Raw genomic sequence first — 14,956 nt, 5'->3', positions numbered from 1 at the left:
GTTATTTGTCAGATTAGCTGTATGTAGGAAAGCTTTTGAGGCTTCTAGGGAATAACTTTGTAAAAGCTCTAGGTGTGATTTCTCAATTCTTTAAGTGCTTTCAGAGGTTCAACCATGAGGAATGAAAAGATTGTTTTAGCTGGTGGGGGACATAGCCATGTCTTGTTGTTAAGGCAATGGGCTATGAATCCCAAGTTGCGTCCTCTCGCTGAGATCACTCTCATCAATAGGGGAAGTACGACTCTTTATTCTGGAATGATCCCTGGCTTGATCTCTGGTCATTATTCGAAAAAACAGCTTGAGATAGATCTCAGGTTCTTAGCGCGAAAAAGTGGCGTCGCTTTAGTCATTGCAGAAATCATTGGATTGGACCTTGTCAGGAAAAAAGTTCTATTAGCTGATAGGCCTCCAAAAGAATTTAATATTCTTAGCCTTGATGTTGGCGCTGAAATAAAGAGACCTGAGGAGGCTGAATTGAAGTCTGGACCTTTTGAGGTCGTACCTATAAAGCCTTTGGAAAATGCATTGGATTGGTTGAGGGAACAGGATCGTTATGTGTCTGCTGATACGCGGACAGGGTTTACTGTTGTCGGAGCTGGTTTGGCTGGGGTTGAGGTTGTGTTGGCTTTGAGACGCCGCTGGCCCTCTCGCAAGCTTTACCTAAGTGCATATCCTTCGAGCCTCTCCAATACTTTTCAAAAAGTCCTTAAAGATTCATCAATAGAGCTTGTCTCTTCTAATCAGCCACTAGAAAGTTCGGCTTTGTTGTGCACAGGAAGCAAGTCTCCAGGCTGGCTTGCGTTGAGTGGCCTTTCTGTTGACCCTTTGGGAAGGGTTTTTACTTCTAAAACTCTTCAGTCGATAACTGAGTCCAGTGTGTTTGCAGTAGGAGATTGTGCTGTAATTAGATCTTCTCCTAGGCCCCCCTCAGGGGTTTGGGCAGTTAGATCTGCGAAGCCTCTTGGGATTAATCTCAAGCTTTTGTTGAGGGGGCGTCAATTAAAAGAATGGGAGCCTCAAAAAGATGCCTTGAAATTGATTGGTTTTCAAAAGGGCCTTAATAGTTCTTCTGCGATAGCTATGTGGGGAGGGTTTGTTGTCGGACCGAGTCGATTTTTGTGGTGGCTAAAAAAAACAATAGATCTTCACTTTATGTCTCTTTTTGATGGTCGGTTGAGAAAGACTTTTGATTCTTCAATGAGTTTTGAGATTATGGAATGTAGAGGTTGTGCTTCAAAACTTGCATCAAGTCCTTTAAAAGCTGCTTTGCATCAGGCGGGCCTTTCTAGCTTGGGAAGTGATCCTGAGGATGCAGTTGAGATAGATCCAGATTCTCAAGGAGGTGAACTTTTTCAGAGTGTCGATGGATTTCCCGCTTTGGTTTCTGATAGTTGGCTAAATGGAAGAATTACAGCTTTGCATGCAAGTTCAGATTTATGGGCGAGTGGTGCAGAAGTCGTGTCTGCACAGGCCTTGATTGGATTGCCTTCAGCCTCAAAGGAAGTTCAGCAGGAATTACTTTCACAGACTCTTCAAGGCATTCAGTCAGCTCTTAAACCCCAGGGAGCTAAATTAATTGGAGGACATACTTATGAGGTACGAAGTATACCTCCAAAAATTATAAGTTTAGGCTTAGAGGTGGCTCTTAGTGTTAATGGGAAATTAACATCTGGAATGGCGAAATTAAAAAAAGGATTGATTCAACATGGAGATGCATTGCTAATAAGCAGGCCATTAGGTACAGGAGTCCTTTTTGCAGCAGAGATGTTTGGTAAAGCAGCTCCAAGCCACCTTGATTTTGCTTCGAAACAGCTTTCATTTAGTCAATATCATTTGTTTATGGAGTTGAGATCTTTTCAAGAACAATATTTAACACCAAACCCAGTTCATGCTTGCACTGATGTCACGGGATTTGGACTGTTAGGGCATTTAGGTGAGATGCTAGATATAACGTCTAGGAAATTAAGACTGTCAGGGGATAATTCATCCATTAGAGTGCATATTAATGCTGAGAAAATACCTTCTCTACCTGGTGCACTTGATCTTCTTCAGGCAGGCTATTGTAGTTCTTTAGCTCCTGCTAACCGCTCTTTTTGGTCATTACTTTCCCCGCGAATTGATCAGTCAGGATTAGTTAGCTTGGTTTTAGGTAAAATCACTCCAGAAAGTTCTATGCATAAGGCTATAAAGGAGCTGATAGTTGACCCCCAGACATGTGGTCCATTAATGATTAGCTGTGAAGAAGATTTTGCTGATGCACTTTTAGTGAAGGGCAATTGGCATAAAATTGGGAACGTCTTCTACGTTTAAACTTTAAAATGCTTTACATAAATGGTTCCTTCAACAACCCTCTCTAGCCTTCCTAGAAGTTTCCTTTTGATTTATTTCCTAGCGTAAATCCTGTCTACTTCCTTAAGTCTGAGACTCCTTAATTCGGCGCCTAGCTTTGGACCTTTCTTTATGCCCTGGTCTTGCAGTTTCTCTGCAGATATCATTGGCTTGACTTTTCGCCAATATCTCAACCAATCTAATAGATAGCTTCTTGCTTGAACCATTAAACAAGCGGTTAAAGCTATCGAGTCAGGAAGGAGATTTCTCTCCTCAACAACTTTGCACCACATAGAAGGTAACCATGAATGAAACTCGTTATAGATCTTTTTTGAACTTAGAAGTTCTTGAAGTTCAACACTTTCTTGTAGGATTCGACATTGTTTGTCTGGTAGAAAAAGACGCTCTGCAATAAATAAGCATTCACCTGATTTTGCTATGAGAATTGTCAGTTCATTAAGCCCTAGGGTATTACCTAATTCAATTTGATCATTTAACTCTTCAAGATCATTTAACTTCTCGTCCAGTAGCTTGAGGGCTCCCCAACTCCTTAATTGGTTTAAACTTTCTTGCCAGGGCTCATTCTTGAACATTAGATTTAGCTCCATTTTGAGTCGTGTTGATAGAGCGGGTGGTGCATTCTTTGGGTTGTCTCCAAGCTCCCAAAGCCATGGCCAATTTTGCAATGTAGAGCGTATTTGATTTAGAGAATCTTCAGATAAGGTGAATCCCAATCTTGCGGCATATCTTGCGGCCCTAATGATTCTTGTAGGGTCTTCTTCTACACTTTTATTATGTAGGAAGCTCAGTTTTTTAGAGCTTAAATCCACCAGGCTTCCTTCCAGCTTAAGTATTTCCTTTTTGCATAGTTCAATGGCTATTGCATTAACACTAAAGTCTCTTCGAAGTAGGTCCTTTTCTAAGCAACAAGGCTTAACGATGGGGTTTTCGCCTGGCGCAGAGTAAGTTTCCTCTCGAGAGCTAGAAATGTCTATAATGGTTTCATCGATTGTGAGCTTAATAGAGTCATATGTGTGGCTTGATTTTATATTTTTTAGTCTACTAGCATCTAATTTTTTTTCTAATGATGCGACGAAAACCTCAGCAGATCCCTCGACAACTATATCTAGATCGGTTTTATTTGAGAAATCAAGCTGAATCTTGTCTTTTAAGAGCCAATCTCTTACTGCGCCACCTACTAATGCAATTCGTTGGATATTTGCTTCCACTGCAGCTTGAATAAATACTTTTCTTATGTCACTTGGCATGTCTGGAAAGTCTTCTTCAGAGTGTGATTGAGCCTTCGTATTTGTCATGAACTTAAAAACCTGTATGTTGCATTCTCAAAGAGCTTTTAGACATTTACTTAAATGTTGCCAGCGGGTTGTATTGGTGCAAGCCTTGGATCGAGGATTTTTGGGCCCATGCCTTTGAATTTGACTGCAATAGATGTTTTTTGACCACTCCCAAAGGTATGAGTTATTTCGCCTAAACCGAAACTCGAATGTATAACTCGATCACCTACTTCCCATGACTTCCCAGGGGATGGTCCTGAATGAACTTTTCGTACAGCATTCAAGGGTGTACTCCCCACCCCATCCGAAAGGGCTTGCAAATTTTCTTTGCGATCAACTCTTGTTAACCTTTCCAATCGATTACCTCTTCGGAGAGAAGCGCCTCCGCTTTGTGGTAAATCACCTTTTAAGAGACTTTCAGGAAGCTCCGATAGAAATAAAGAGGGAACAGCTGGCTCTCTCATCCCTCCCCATAGGCGTCTTTCAGATGCATGAAAAAGGAACAATTTCTCCTTCGCTCTTGTTATTCCCACGTAACAAAGTCTTCTTTCCTCTTCTAGTGATGAGGGGTTGTCCAAAGAGCGATAACTTGGGAAAAGGCCTTGTTCCATGCCCACAATGGATACAACAGGAAATTCCAATCCTTTACTACTATGTAATGTCATTAGGGTGACACGATCACTTGCAATATCTTTGTCATCGGCATCGCTAGAAAGTGCAGCTGAAGCAAGGAAGCTTTCAATTGTTGCTTCGTCATTTTCTTCTTGATGCTGAATAGCAGCGTTGATTAATTCTTGTAGATTTCGTCTTCTTTCTTCAGATTCTTCTGTTGCCTCTGCGATAAGTTCGCTTAAATAACCACTTTGCTCAATTGTATATTGAATCAGCTCATGAGTTTTTAATATATGAATTTGTTGTTTTAGAGAATTAATTAACTCGCAGAACTGTAATAGACTTTTGGCTGACCTTCCTCCTAAAGATCTTACTGCTTCAGGGTCACTTACAATATCCCAAAGTGGTATTGATAGTTGATTCGCAGCATCAGTTAATCTTTGAATAGTTGTTTTGCCAATTCCTCTTCTTGGTGTATTGATCACACGTATCAAGCTAATCGTATCTGAAGGATTTATTAGCAGTTTTAAATATGCAAGGATGTCTTTAATTTCTCTTCTGTCGTAAAAACGCAGCCCTCCGACGACTACATATGGGATGCTCCAGCGAACTAAAGATTCCTCTATGGAGCGTGATTGTGCATTTGTTCGATAAAGGATAGTCATGTCTCTCCAGTTCAACTGGGGGTGATTTGATTGAAGAATTTTTAACCTATGGATTACTGCTTCACCTTCTGCAATCTCATCATCACATCTAGTTATGCTTATCAGGTCTCCTTCTCCGCGCGTTGCTCTTAGTACTTTGTCTATCCGTTCTGTATTATTGCTAATCAATGCATTTGCAGCATCTAAGATTGTTGCAGTTGAGCGATAATTCTCTTCTAATTTAACCATTGTTTTCGTAACTGAATCTGGCTGACTATCGCCAAAGTCTTTCTGAAAGTCCATTAGGATTGTGAAGTCTGCAGCTCGAAAGCTGTAAATGCTTTGGTCAGCATCTCCGACTACAAAGATAGAGCGATTGCTCCAGTTCCTGTAGGTCTCTGGTAAAGTATTGTTTGTACTAAGAAGCCTTATAAGTTCATATTGTGTTCGATTTGTATCTTGGTATTCATCTACTAATAGATGCTTAAATCTTGTATGCCAATAAGTTCTTATCTGATCATTTTGTTGAAGTAACTGTACAGGAAGTAAAAGAAGGTCGTCAAAATCAAGAGCATTATTTGCTGCTAGCGCCTTGCGATAAAGCCTATAGATTTCGGTGACAATTTTCCCTCGATGGCCTTCGCTTTCTGTCTCAAGCCTATCTGGCGACCAACCCTGATTCTTTGCATTACCAATTACCCACTTAATTTTTTTAGGCTCAAACCTTTTTGGGTCTAATTGCAAATCCTGAGTAATAATCTCTTTAATTAGGTTTTGAGAATCCTTGTCGTCATAGATCGAAAACTGTCTGGTCCATTTAAGTCCGTCACTATCTTCTAATTTATCAATGTCAAACCTTAGCAAGCGAGAAAAAAGAGCATGAAAAGTGCCAATCCATAAATCTTTAGTTATTTCACGATAAATTCTTGTCCTTAGGTCTCTTTGTTGCCCCATCTCCAGAGTGCTGAATGGCTGAGCATATTGATCAAAAGCTACCTTTTTGGCTAGCAGTATCTCAAGTCTCTCTTTCATTTCTCGAGCAGCCTTGTTGGTAAAGGTGACTGCCAGGATGTTGCTTGGATCAACACAGTGGTGGCTTATTAGATGTGCAATTCGATGCGTTAGAGCTCTTGTCTTGCCACTACCTGCACCAGCAACAACAAGCAGTGGACCCTCTACGTGATCCACTGCTTGTTGTTGAGCACTGTTTAAGCCATCCATAAAGGTCATCGATGAAGGATATCTCCGCTCGGTAAAAACTTCTTGAATACTTAGCCTTACTCCAAATTTTGTCAGACTAAGTGTTGCGGATTCTTTCTGAAGTCTTCAAGTGTCATTAGCACTTTTTAATGGGAGCTATCTCGGGAGATGCCCTACTGGGATAGGTGTTGTGGCGCGAGATTTAGTTGGAGAACTGGATCCAGAAATGGTTCCCCTTCTCGACCCTCTTGGAGGCTCACGTCCTGGGAGTATCCCTATCAGAAATGATCTAATGCCTGAGCTGGGAATGAGAGCACATATAAGACGTTTGATTTGGACTCAAACCAAATTGCCGGAAATCCTTCGGAAAAATGGTTCGCCAATATTGCTTTCACCATTGCCTGAAGCTCCTTTGTTGAAGGGAACGCGCTCAGTTGTAATAGCGCATGATTTATTACCTCTACGTTATCCGCGAGTAAATCCATTGCTTTTATACACTGCGAGTTATGTTCCGCTTGTGCTTCATTCAGCCAGTAAGGTTTTATGTAATTCCGAAGCTACGGCAAGAGAGATTAATAGGTTTTTAGGTGTACCCATTAGGAAGTTGATAACAATTCCTTTAGGCTTTAATAAGCTAAATCTAAGGCATTTAAAACTAAAAAGAAAACCCTTTTTTTTAGTTTTAGGAAGACATAATCCTCATAAAAATATCTTAAGGGTCCTTAAAGCACTTTCAAGGATTAAAAATAAAGAAATAGAGGTCTGGTTCGTAGGCCCTCATGATAGGCGTTATACCCCTAAGTTGAAAAAATGTTCCGAGGATTTAGGTCTTTCTAGTCGATGTAGGTGGTTGCCTTGGGTTAGTGATGAGGAAAGACTTAGGCTTTTAAATAGTTGTCAAGCTCTTTTGATAGCAAGTTTTTGGGAAGGATTTGGATTGCCAGCACTAGAAGCTATGGCTTGCCACACACCAGTAATAGCTTCTGATGCAGGTGCATTGCCAGAAGTGGTTGGTAATGCAGGATTATTGGTAAATCCTTTTAAGATCGACGAAATTTCTTCTGCTATGCGGGATATTCTTCTAGATTCCTCTTTGAGGAACAAGCTAGTTGCTAATGGTGAAGATAGATTATCTCTTTATAGATGGGATAGATCAGCAAGGATAGTTGAGGATGTTCTTCAATGCTTAGAAGGCTAAAAGGTAACGAATAAACATTCTTATCTTTCTTAGGTATTTAATTGAAATTTTTTTGACCAAAGTTAAGATATTTAGGTTCCTATTACTTCTATATAAGGGGTGATAATGATAGATCGTTTGATTATCCCAATGCTGGTTAATACTTTTTAGAGCTATACTCCAGTTCTTTAGAAGCTCTTCTTCATTATGTGTTTTCATTAACACCTGTAGGTCTTCTTCTCTAGTCACCCAATCATTTGGATTTTTTACTGCTGCGCAAATTCTTTGAACATCCATTCCTAGAGTATTGGAACCTAGCTGATAGCCAACTCTCCCTGGAATAAGAACGTCTGATAACCCATGGTTAAGGCTACTAAAAACAATACAACCACAGGAAATAGCTTCAAGAGGAGTGAGTCCAAAACCTTCAGAAAGTCCAGCTAAATTCCAGTACTCTGAGGAGTCATAAAGTATGACTTTGGAGTTATTATATAAACCAACGATATCTTTTATCCATTCAGATTGAAGGTATACTTTTATTCCTTTTCTTTTAAGAGCGGGAACGAGTTCATTGATTACATAAGCGCTATTTTTCTTCGTCTGAACTAGAACATCGATTCTTCTATCCGATGCGACTCCAGGGTCTGATGCATGGCTATTTATTCGGTTGCCATATTTGAGCCAATGGGGCTCCAGCGAATTCTGGACAAGAAATAATGGGTTGCTAGGTGCTTTGGCTCCCCAGTATCCAAGTGTATTTTTGCTTACGGCTAAAATAGGAATGCTTCGAGGTAAATGGAAGTTGTAGCCGGTACTATGTGCATGATATGCAATTGCCCTGCCGTGTAGCTTCCTTAACAATTCTGGGATGTCATAACCCCAAGAAATAATCCAAAGGGTTGACGTTTTTGAGCCTTCTTTATCTAATTCATCTTCAAAGAAGGGGTACGCTTTTTCACGTTGCCGATAGGTGACTACTTTATTTGGGAACTTTTTTTGGAGTACCCTTGAAGCTTGTAGTTCTACATTGAGTCCACCACCGTGGAATTTTTTTGTAGTACCTGGAACCAGAAAAGAAATTTGTCGCACTGATAGATGAAGCTTTCTTGTTAATAGCTATGATTTAACTATATTGCTTACAATTATTAATGTACATGAGACTGAGCCTCTAGTAAATAAAACCTTTAAATGTGAATGACTTTGCCACTAGAAATGATCTGAATTTCACTTAGGGAGCTTTACTGCATATTTAACACTAGATTTCGAGAGCATTTAGTTGTGCTTTCAGTTGTAAAATCACCCTGCTTATTTGGGTTAACTCGGGATGATCTTTAACGATTTTGTCAATTTTTTTTGGAGGCATTTTTAGCTTCTTAGCGATTCCTGTTATTTCTTCAGCAAGCCTTTGTCTGTATTCTGAAAGCTCTTTGATAGATTCCTTTAACTCGCTGGATGTTGGAGAAGCCATAGTTACTTGATTCTTAAACTTTTTAGGAGTAGTTCCTGAACATTATGAGCCGTAAGGCTTTTAGGTTTTTCAATCTGGGATAGTTGAGCTTAATGCTTGGATTTGCCTGATTTTTCGAATTCTAATTATTGATTGTTCAATTTTCTTTGTTAGCAAGCTCTTATGGCATTTATGAGGCTATGGGTAGGGGGGAGGTGCTGCCGCAAGGCCCCTTGGTTACGAACCATTGCGGTGGCTGGTGATATCCACTTACGGTCTTCCTAGAAGGATTAGGTTTACGAGGTTGGCTATCTATTTATACAGCTAACGATTCCCTCATTGACCCAGCTAATCATCCCTTAAAGAGGCAACTACCTCAGTATTTAGGGCCTGGTGGTGCTTTGTTGAGACTAGTGGAGTCGATGCCGGGGTAATAGCTGACAAAATGATTTCTGCCAACTGTTTGTCTTCCATATAAATGCTTGACGCCTTCTCACGTGCTGTAGTCTCTGCTGACGCAAAAGGAGCAACTATTGGGACTACGGAGCTTGCCTCTCTTCGTAAGTATGTATCTGATGCAAACAAGCGTATTGATGCGACTTTAGCGATTACTCAAAATGTTTCATGTATCGCTGCTGATGCTGTTGCTGGAATGGTTTGTGAAAACACTGGAATGACGCAGCCGGGCGGTAATTGTTATCCAACAAGGCGAATGGCGGCTTGCCTAAGAGATGGAGAAATTATTTTGAGATATGTGAGTTATGCACTTCTCGCTGGCGACCCTTCGATTCTTGATGATCGTTGTTTGAATGGCCTCAAAGAGACCTACCTTGCACTTGGCGTCCCGACAGCAAATGCAGTTCGTGCTGTGGAAATAATGAAGGCAGCAACGGTTGCAATTATGACTGAGACTAATTCTGGGCGTAAAATGTTTGAGGGTATCAACTCTGGCTCAGGAGCTCAGTGTCAAGAAATCGCTTCAGAAGCGGCTTCTTATTTTGACAGAGTTATCAGTTCTATTAGTTGATTAGCTCTATTGAGCTGGGCATCAATCCTCCCACTCCCAAAAATCACTTTTTTCTTAAAAGAGAAGGTAAAGAATGAAATCAGCAGTCACAACCGTAGTAGCAGCCGCTGATGCAGCCGGTCGCTTCCCAAGCATGAGTGATTTTGAGGCCGTAAAAGGTTCTTTTGACCGTGCTTCATCAAGGATGAAGGCTGCAGAAAAGCTTTCTTCAGGAATCGATAAAGTTACTGCTGATGCAGTTGATGCTGTCTATGGGAAAGGTTCCTATGAACAGGCTAATAAAGATAAATGTGCGAGAGACATTCATCATTATTTACGCCTAATTAACTATTGCTTGGTTACAGGTGGTACAGGTCCTCTTGATGAATGGGGTATTGCAGGAATGCGCGAAGTTATCAGAGCACAAGTCTTGCCAACAGCTGCATATATAGAAGCCTTTACTCATATTCGTGACAGGGTTTGTGTCCCTCGCGATATGGATGAGCAGTCTGCTACAGAATTTAAAGGACTTCTTGATTACTTGATTAACGCCCTTTCCTAGGAGCCCTTTGTTTAAGGACTTCTTCTCTTAGCAGCCATCTTGAACAAAACTCTAATGCAGTGAATTCCTGATTCTTGCTTGCAATCAGTCCAGTATGTGCAAAAAAGAAGATTATGAAAAGCCGAGCCTTGAATCTTTATTCAAGGATTTTGATCATCCGAATCCAAATATAAATAAGAATGCATATGTGAATATGCAAAGGTACTGGCCTGAAGAATCTATGGACATATTACTGAAGAGACTAGATGATGATGATTTGCTAATTAGGAGAAAGGTTGTAAAAGCACTAGGCTTTTATGGAAAGGAAGTTTTGCACCCTTTAGTAGTCATTTATCGACAAGCAAAAAACAAGAATGTTTTAGTTAGTTGTATGAAGACCTTTGTAAGGGTGGCTATTAATGCTAAGAACCTACCCTTCCCTAAGGAGGCGATAAAGGTGATTGAATTATCTTTAAATGAAGAAATACCTGAGTTGATATTAACAGTTATTCCTCTATTGAAACTTCTTGGAGAGCAAGGCTTGCCAATCCTTTTGGATTGTGCAAGGGATGAAAATCTTCTTAAGTCTTCTGCTGCAATCATGGCACTTGGTGAGATGGAAGCTCAACTCGTTGAAGAACCTTTGCAAGCACTTTTTTTAGAAAAGAACCTTGACCCAATTGTTAGATCTTGTCTTAATGTATCCCTTGAAAACCTTAAGTGAAACTTTTAAATCTCTAGCTAATATTATAACGATAAATTTAAAGGAATTAGTTTTCTTTTAAATGCTTTATTGCAAGCTCTAACACTTTTAAAACTTGAGGATCCTTTTCAAGCATTTTTCTAAGTTTTATTTCTTCTAGTGAGTTTTTTGATTGCAATTTCATAAGTGAAAGAGCAGAGTTTTTTCGTACTTGAGCACTTTTATCGTTCAGTTTGGCTTTTAGCTTTGATTCAGCCCATTTGGCACTTTCTAAGCCCCCTATGAGGGCTGTTGCTTCTGCTCTTACTTTACTGGATTTGTCATCTATAGCTTGAATGAGGATCTTTTTAGCCTCTTCATCTTCCAAGGATTGGATTTGCCCCCCCAAAGCAGCTATTGCTGCTGCACGAATTGCCTCATGCTTTGACTTCGAAGCATTTTTTATTGCTTCTGGGGCTTCGGCTCCTGCAAATGCTATGCCCCAGGTTGCCAATCCCTTTTGCATAGCACTGCTTTTTGGATCAAGAAGCACTACTTGCAAAAGATCTATAGCTTTTTCTCCGAAGATTGCTATTGCCCCTACAGATGAGCCTTGTACAACAGGGTCTTCGTCAGTTATTAGAGCTTTCAAAAGATCAGGCAATGCGCTCGGATCTGCCACTAATTTCAAGGCTTTTGCGGCTGCCCTTCTGATGGTTACATTTTTGTTGTGAATTAATGCTTCTCTTAGTGCTGGAGTAGCAAATGAACCAGTGACTCCTAGAGCCTCAGCAAAGGTACGTCGAATAAGGCCTCTTGGGTCTCCCAGGCCAGCAACCATTTTGTTGATACTATCAGGATCATTTTTTGGCTTTTCTCCATTTCTTAGAATTACTTTCAACTCTGCTGCTAATTTGTCAGCTTCAGAAGTGCTAAGTAATTCTTTTTCAATGGTCACAGCAAGATAGGTACTTAGGACAAATAATTAGCTTATTGTAAGCTTTTGCTTTGGATCCCTTAAATGTTACTGTTAAGATGGAAAAGAGTTGGTGAATTTGATGTAATTAATAATTTTAAAACCTTTTCATCTGCATTTGTAGATTATCTTTCTGTGTTGGCTTTAGCTAAGCTACTTAGAAATATAAATATTGACCTCTGAATTACATAACCCATTGAGAAACAGTCCTTTTGACAATTTGCCTCCTCTGACTCATCAACAGGCATTGGAAATACTATCTAGACCAGCAAATGAGTTGAAAATGTCTAGCGATTATTATAAAGCAGCATTTCACTTAGCTAGATACCCAGGCCTGAAAACGGAAGAGGCTTTAATTGATTTAGTTGAATCTAAAAGTTTAGAGCAATCTGTTGTGCTTGGGAGGAGGAAGGCAGTTGATACCCTCGCAAAATTGGGTTGTGTACGTGCAATCCCAAGCATAGGGAATTGTCTTAATAGTAGCGACCCTTACCTCGTTGAGACTGCTGCTTGGGCATTGCAGTCACTTAAGTGCAAAGATGTTGACTTGATAAAAAGGTTAATTCTACTTTTGGATGACCCTATCCAGCATAGAAGATCTCTTATTAAGAGTATCTCTGCTTTAGGTGATCAAAGAGTTTTGGACAAGATAAAAGCCTTTATTGAAGATCCTTCCACTCCAATAGGTATTCGTGGCGCTTCAATTTCAGCTATGTCCTCTTTGTTTGGGCAAAGGGAACATATTCTAGAATTACATGACCATTTAAGAGTTGATAATCAAAATGATCGGCACTGCGCTTTTCATGACATTGTTGATTCGAAAGATTTTAATCAACTAGGAATCCTTTTAAGAGCACCTGTTTCGCCATCCTTTCGCCTTCAGGCAATTAATTTGCTATGGCCCAAAGACATTTTAAAAAAAGGCCAAATGGAATTGACTCATGTCTTGGATAAACTCATAACTGACCACCCTAAAGAAATAGATGTTCTCACTAAATACGCAAGCGAACCCAAAAATAGCTTTCTTGTTAAAGAGTTATTTGGCACCGACTTCAACAGATGCTACCTGGCTCTTAAAACTTTACTTAATAGGGAGACAAAGGAGTTAGAGCCATTACTAGATGATGTTTGGGATAAAATTTATAAAGATTATGGTGCCATATATTTCTTTGTGCAGTTATTTAACTTAAAGTCAGGCTGGAGTAGGGATGGTTATCAAAGAATTCAAAATCTATTGCTTTTTTCATTGGGCAATAGTTGGCCTGATTATATGAAGTTCAGGCCGATATCAATTCTGACTCTAACTTTGTATAGGCCTGACATGTTACATGAAAACCTTTCAAGGTGGTTAGATCATGAAAAAACACCTTACTGGGTTTCAAGATATGCTACTTTAATGGCCTTAGAGACAAGCCTTAAAGATCATTCTTTTAGGCAAGCTGGTAAATATTTAAAGTATTGTCTGCAGGACTCTCATAGATTTGTAAGAGTCAAAGCAAAAGCAATAAGTCATAATTATGGCTTCACTTAATTTAAAATATTAATAGAAATAATACTATTCTAATTACGTTTCTTTCTGTTTCGAGCCCCATTTTTGCGGTAGAAGATTCTCCCAGCTGAATATCTTTTTGAAGATTAAGGGACCATGATCTGAACCCCATGATTTTTGTCTTGAAGAGATATCAATCCCCTTATCATAAGTTATTAAAAGATTGCTTAAAACTTTTACGTTGCTGACCAAGCATGTTTTTTGGCCTTCCCTTTCTATTAGGCACTTTTCTCCAGGCTCAACTCTTCCAGTGAAATGTTCTTGCGAAATTTTCTTGAAATGCATATCACAACCTTTTCTATAGAAAAGATCTTGAGCCTTGATTTCTTCTAAGAGTTCAGGATGGTGACCTGCACCGGCAAACCGGATGGAATCTTTTAATCCATAATTCTTTAGGACAATGATGTCTCTTTTGACAGACAAATGATTAATTGATTGTCGATATGGAGACCATGGAGAATAGTCATGGCTTTGCTCTGAATAGAATCCAGGACCATTTAGAATCTCCCAATCAATAGGTAAAAAATAGATGTTGATATGGGCAAAGAGTTTTGAATGCTCATAAGCCTGATCTCTATTAGAGTACTTACCAGCCAATACTTTTCCTAAATCAACTATCGGATTTTTCTTCATTATAATTAGTTTTTATAACAGAAACTGGCTCAATTTAGACGAACTTCAGATGCAAATGATGTTTGGAGTATGCCAGCCCCTTCGGAAGTTTTAATTACGGAGGAACGGCAACGAACATTTCTTGAAAGGAACCAGATCCTTTCCTCAGAAATTGCTTGATCATATTTTGTGTCAAGAAGAAATGTCCCATCTGATGTGAAATGATATTTGGATATTACTTTGGTCTTTTCGGTATAACCTTCACTTCGGATCATTTCACCAGAATGCAATGAAATTGGAATTGGAATTAGATAACATGTGCCACAAACCTCATCCTGATCATTTCCCTTCTCGTAATCACTTGAAATTTCCCATCTCATTTTGACCGGAAATAATAAATCTTTGCAATCCTTATACCCGTTACTTTTCAATAAAGAAATGATTTCCATATCGGCTGGACTTATTCTTTCAATCTTCAGATGGCTAACCGTTTCTTCAAATTGTTGGAATGCAAGTGAGTGTGAGCTCCTCATTGAGCGCCATTTGCCTTCACTTTTTGAGATGAACTCTTCAATTCTCATCTAGGGATGTTGATGATTTAAAACGCTCAATATCTTCTCTAGCTTTTTGGTCAAGGCGCTCTAGGTCTTCTCTAGCTTTTTGGTCAATACGTTCTAGGTCTTCTCTGGCTTTTTGATCAATGCGTTCTAGATCCTCTCTTGCTCTTTGGTCAACAAGCTCTATATCTTCTTTTGCTCTTTGAATCATACGGACCATCGAATCGACCATCATTGACATAGCCATTGGCACCTTTTTCCCTGAGGGAGTCAATGATGACTGCTCATCCGGTCGATCATTGGAGGGTGGCCGAAAATGTGGCATAGATA

The 14,956-nt window shown here is 39.7% G+C and carries 14 protein-coding genes; 6 read left to right on the top strand and 8 right to left on the bottom strand.

Annotated elements, in window-relative coordinates:
- The first annotated feature begins 114 nt into the window (after positions 1-114).
- Positions 115-2,310, top strand: a complete 2,196-nt coding sequence (selD, locus tag SOI84_RS04270; RefSeq protein WP_320675166.1) for a selenide, water dikinase SelD — start codon at positions 115-117, stop codon at positions 2,308-2,310.
- A 71-nt stretch (positions 2,311-2,381) separates the two neighbouring features.
- Here selD and SOI84_RS04265 read toward each other — a convergent pair whose 3' ends face one another.
- Entirely contained in the window at positions 2,382-3,644 is a 1,263-nt protein-coding gene (locus tag SOI84_RS04265) for a CCA tRNA nucleotidyltransferase (protein WP_320675165.1), read from the bottom strand.
- Positions 3,645-3,694: 50 nt separating this feature from the next.
- Entirely contained in the window at positions 3,695-6,109 is a 2,415-nt protein-coding gene (locus SOI84_RS04260; protein WP_320675164.1) for a UvrD-helicase domain-containing protein, read from the bottom strand.
- A gap of 100 nt (positions 6,110-6,209) precedes the next feature.
- Between SOI84_RS04260 and SOI84_RS04255 the strand changes: the two genes are divergently transcribed.
- Entirely contained in the window at positions 6,210-7,277 is a 1,068-nt protein-coding gene (locus tag SOI84_RS04255; RefSeq protein WP_320675163.1) for a glycosyltransferase family 1 protein, read from the top strand.
- Here SOI84_RS04255 and SOI84_RS04250 read toward each other — a convergent pair.
- On the bottom strand, positions 7,266-8,345 hold the full coding sequence (locus SOI84_RS04250) for a glycosyltransferase (protein ID WP_320675162.1): 1,080 nt from the start codon (positions 8,343-8,345) through the stop codon (positions 7,266-7,268). The two genes, SOI84_RS04255 and SOI84_RS04250, sit on opposite strands and share 12 nt — an antisense overlap.
- Before the next feature lie 166 nt (positions 8,346-8,511).
- A complete protein-coding gene (locus tag SOI84_RS04245; RefSeq protein ID WP_320675161.1) occupies positions 8,512-8,724 on the bottom strand; it encodes a hypothetical protein in 213 nt (70 codons plus the stop codon).
- A 457-nt stretch (positions 8,725-9,181) separates the two neighbouring features.
- Here SOI84_RS04245 and SOI84_RS04240 point away from each other — a divergent pair, with 457 nt between their 5' ends.
- The 3 genes from SOI84_RS04240 to SOI84_RS04230 all read left to right on the top strand — a co-directional run bounded on the left by SOI84_RS04240 (position 9,182) and on the right by SOI84_RS04230 (position 10,974).
- Positions 9,182-9,730, top strand: coding sequence for a bleomycin hydrolase (locus tag SOI84_RS04240; protein ID WP_320675160.1), 549 nt, complete (start codon positions 9,182-9,184; stop codon positions 9,728-9,730).
- 73 nt (positions 9,731-9,803) lie between these two features.
- Positions 9,804-10,271 (top strand): bleomycin hydrolase, encoded by a 468-nt coding sequence (locus SOI84_RS04235; RefSeq protein ID WP_320675159.1) that lies wholly within the window; start codon positions 9,804-9,806, stop codon positions 10,269-10,271.
- Between the two features lie 94 nt (positions 10,272-10,365).
- Positions 10,366-10,974 carry a HEAT repeat domain-containing protein gene (locus tag SOI84_RS04230; RefSeq protein WP_320675158.1) on the top strand — a complete coding sequence of 203 codons (609 nt, stop codon included), beginning with the start codon at positions 10,366-10,368 and terminating at the stop codon, positions 10,972-10,974.
- A gap of 46 nt (positions 10,975-11,020) precedes the next feature.
- On the opposite strand, the gene SOI84_RS04225 is transcribed toward SOI84_RS04230, so the two are convergent.
- Entirely contained in the window at positions 11,021-11,890 is an 870-nt protein-coding gene (locus tag SOI84_RS04225) for a HEAT repeat domain-containing protein (RefSeq protein WP_320675157.1), read from the bottom strand.
- A gap of 238 nt (positions 11,891-12,128) precedes the next feature.
- On the opposite strand from SOI84_RS04225, the gene SOI84_RS04220 reads away from it, so the two are divergent.
- Positions 12,129-13,439 (top strand): bilin biosynthesis protein CpeY, encoded by a 1,311-nt coding sequence (locus SOI84_RS04220; protein ID WP_320675156.1) that lies wholly within the window; start codon positions 12,129-12,131, stop codon positions 13,437-13,439.
- 33 nt (positions 13,440-13,472) lie between these two features.
- Here SOI84_RS04220 and SOI84_RS04215 read toward each other — a convergent pair whose 3' ends face one another.
- Genes SOI84_RS04215 through SOI84_RS04205 form a run of 3 tightly spaced genes read right to left on the bottom strand, consistent with a single transcriptional unit; the run spans position 13,473 to position 14,951 of the window.
- Positions 13,473-14,090 (bottom strand): chromophore lyase CpcT/CpeT, encoded by a 618-nt coding sequence (locus tag SOI84_RS04215; protein ID WP_320675155.1) that lies wholly within the window; start codon positions 14,088-14,090, stop codon positions 13,473-13,475.
- A gap of 29 nt (positions 14,091-14,119) precedes the next feature.
- Entirely contained in the window at positions 14,120-14,602 is a 483-nt protein-coding gene (locus tag SOI84_RS04210) for a phycobiliprotein lyase (protein ID WP_320675154.1), read from the bottom strand.
- Between the two features lie 37 nt (positions 14,603-14,639).
- Positions 14,640-14,951, bottom strand: a complete 312-nt coding sequence (locus tag SOI84_RS04205) for a hypothetical protein (RefSeq protein WP_320675496.1) — start codon at positions 14,949-14,951, stop codon at positions 14,640-14,642.
- Positions 14,952-14,956: the final 5 nt, after the last annotated feature.

Source organism: Prochlorococcus sp. MIT 1341 (genome assembly GCF_034092415.1).
In the GTDB taxonomy this organism is placed as follows: Bacteria; Cyanobacteriota; Cyanobacteriia; order PCC-6307; family Cyanobiaceae; genus AG-363-P08.
This window is presented reverse-complemented; position numbering and strand designations above follow the sequence as displayed.

Excerpts from the sequence above, each read along its gene's own strand:
- selD (WP_320675166.1), top strand. The coding sequence starts at position 115 with ATGAGGAATGAAAAGATTGTTTTAGCTGGTGGGGGACATAGCCATGTC.
- SOI84_RS04265 (WP_320675165.1), bottom strand. The coding sequence starts at position 3,644 with ATGACAAATACGAAGGCTCAATCACACTCTGAAGAAGACTTTCCAGAC.
- SOI84_RS04260 (WP_320675164.1), bottom strand. The coding sequence starts at position 6,109 with ATGACCTTTATGGATGGCTTAAACAGTGCTCAACAACAAGCAGTGGAT.
- SOI84_RS04245 (WP_320675161.1), bottom strand. The coding sequence starts at position 8,724 with ATGGCTTCTCCAACATCCAGCGAGTTAAAGGAATCTATCAAAGAGCTT.
- SOI84_RS04240 (WP_320675160.1), top strand. The coding sequence starts at position 9,182 with ATGCTTGACGCCTTCTCACGTGCTGTAGTCTCTGCTGACGCAAAAGGA.
- SOI84_RS04235 (WP_320675159.1), top strand. The coding sequence starts at position 9,804 with ATGAAATCAGCAGTCACAACCGTAGTAGCAGCCGCTGATGCAGCCGGT.
- SOI84_RS04230 (WP_320675158.1), top strand. The coding sequence starts at position 10,366 with ATGTGCAAAAAAGAAGATTATGAAAAGCCGAGCCTTGAATCTTTATTC.
- SOI84_RS04215 (WP_320675155.1), bottom strand. The coding sequence starts at position 14,090 with ATGAAGAAAAATCCGATAGTTGATTTAGGAAAAGTATTGGCTGGTAAG.
- SOI84_RS04210 (WP_320675154.1), bottom strand. The coding sequence starts at position 14,602 with ATGAGGAGCTCACACTCACTTGCATTCCAACAATTTGAAGAAACGGTT.
- SOI84_RS04205 (WP_320675496.1), bottom strand. The coding sequence starts at position 14,951 with ATGCCACATTTTCGGCCACCCTCCAATGATCGACCGGATGAGCAGTCA.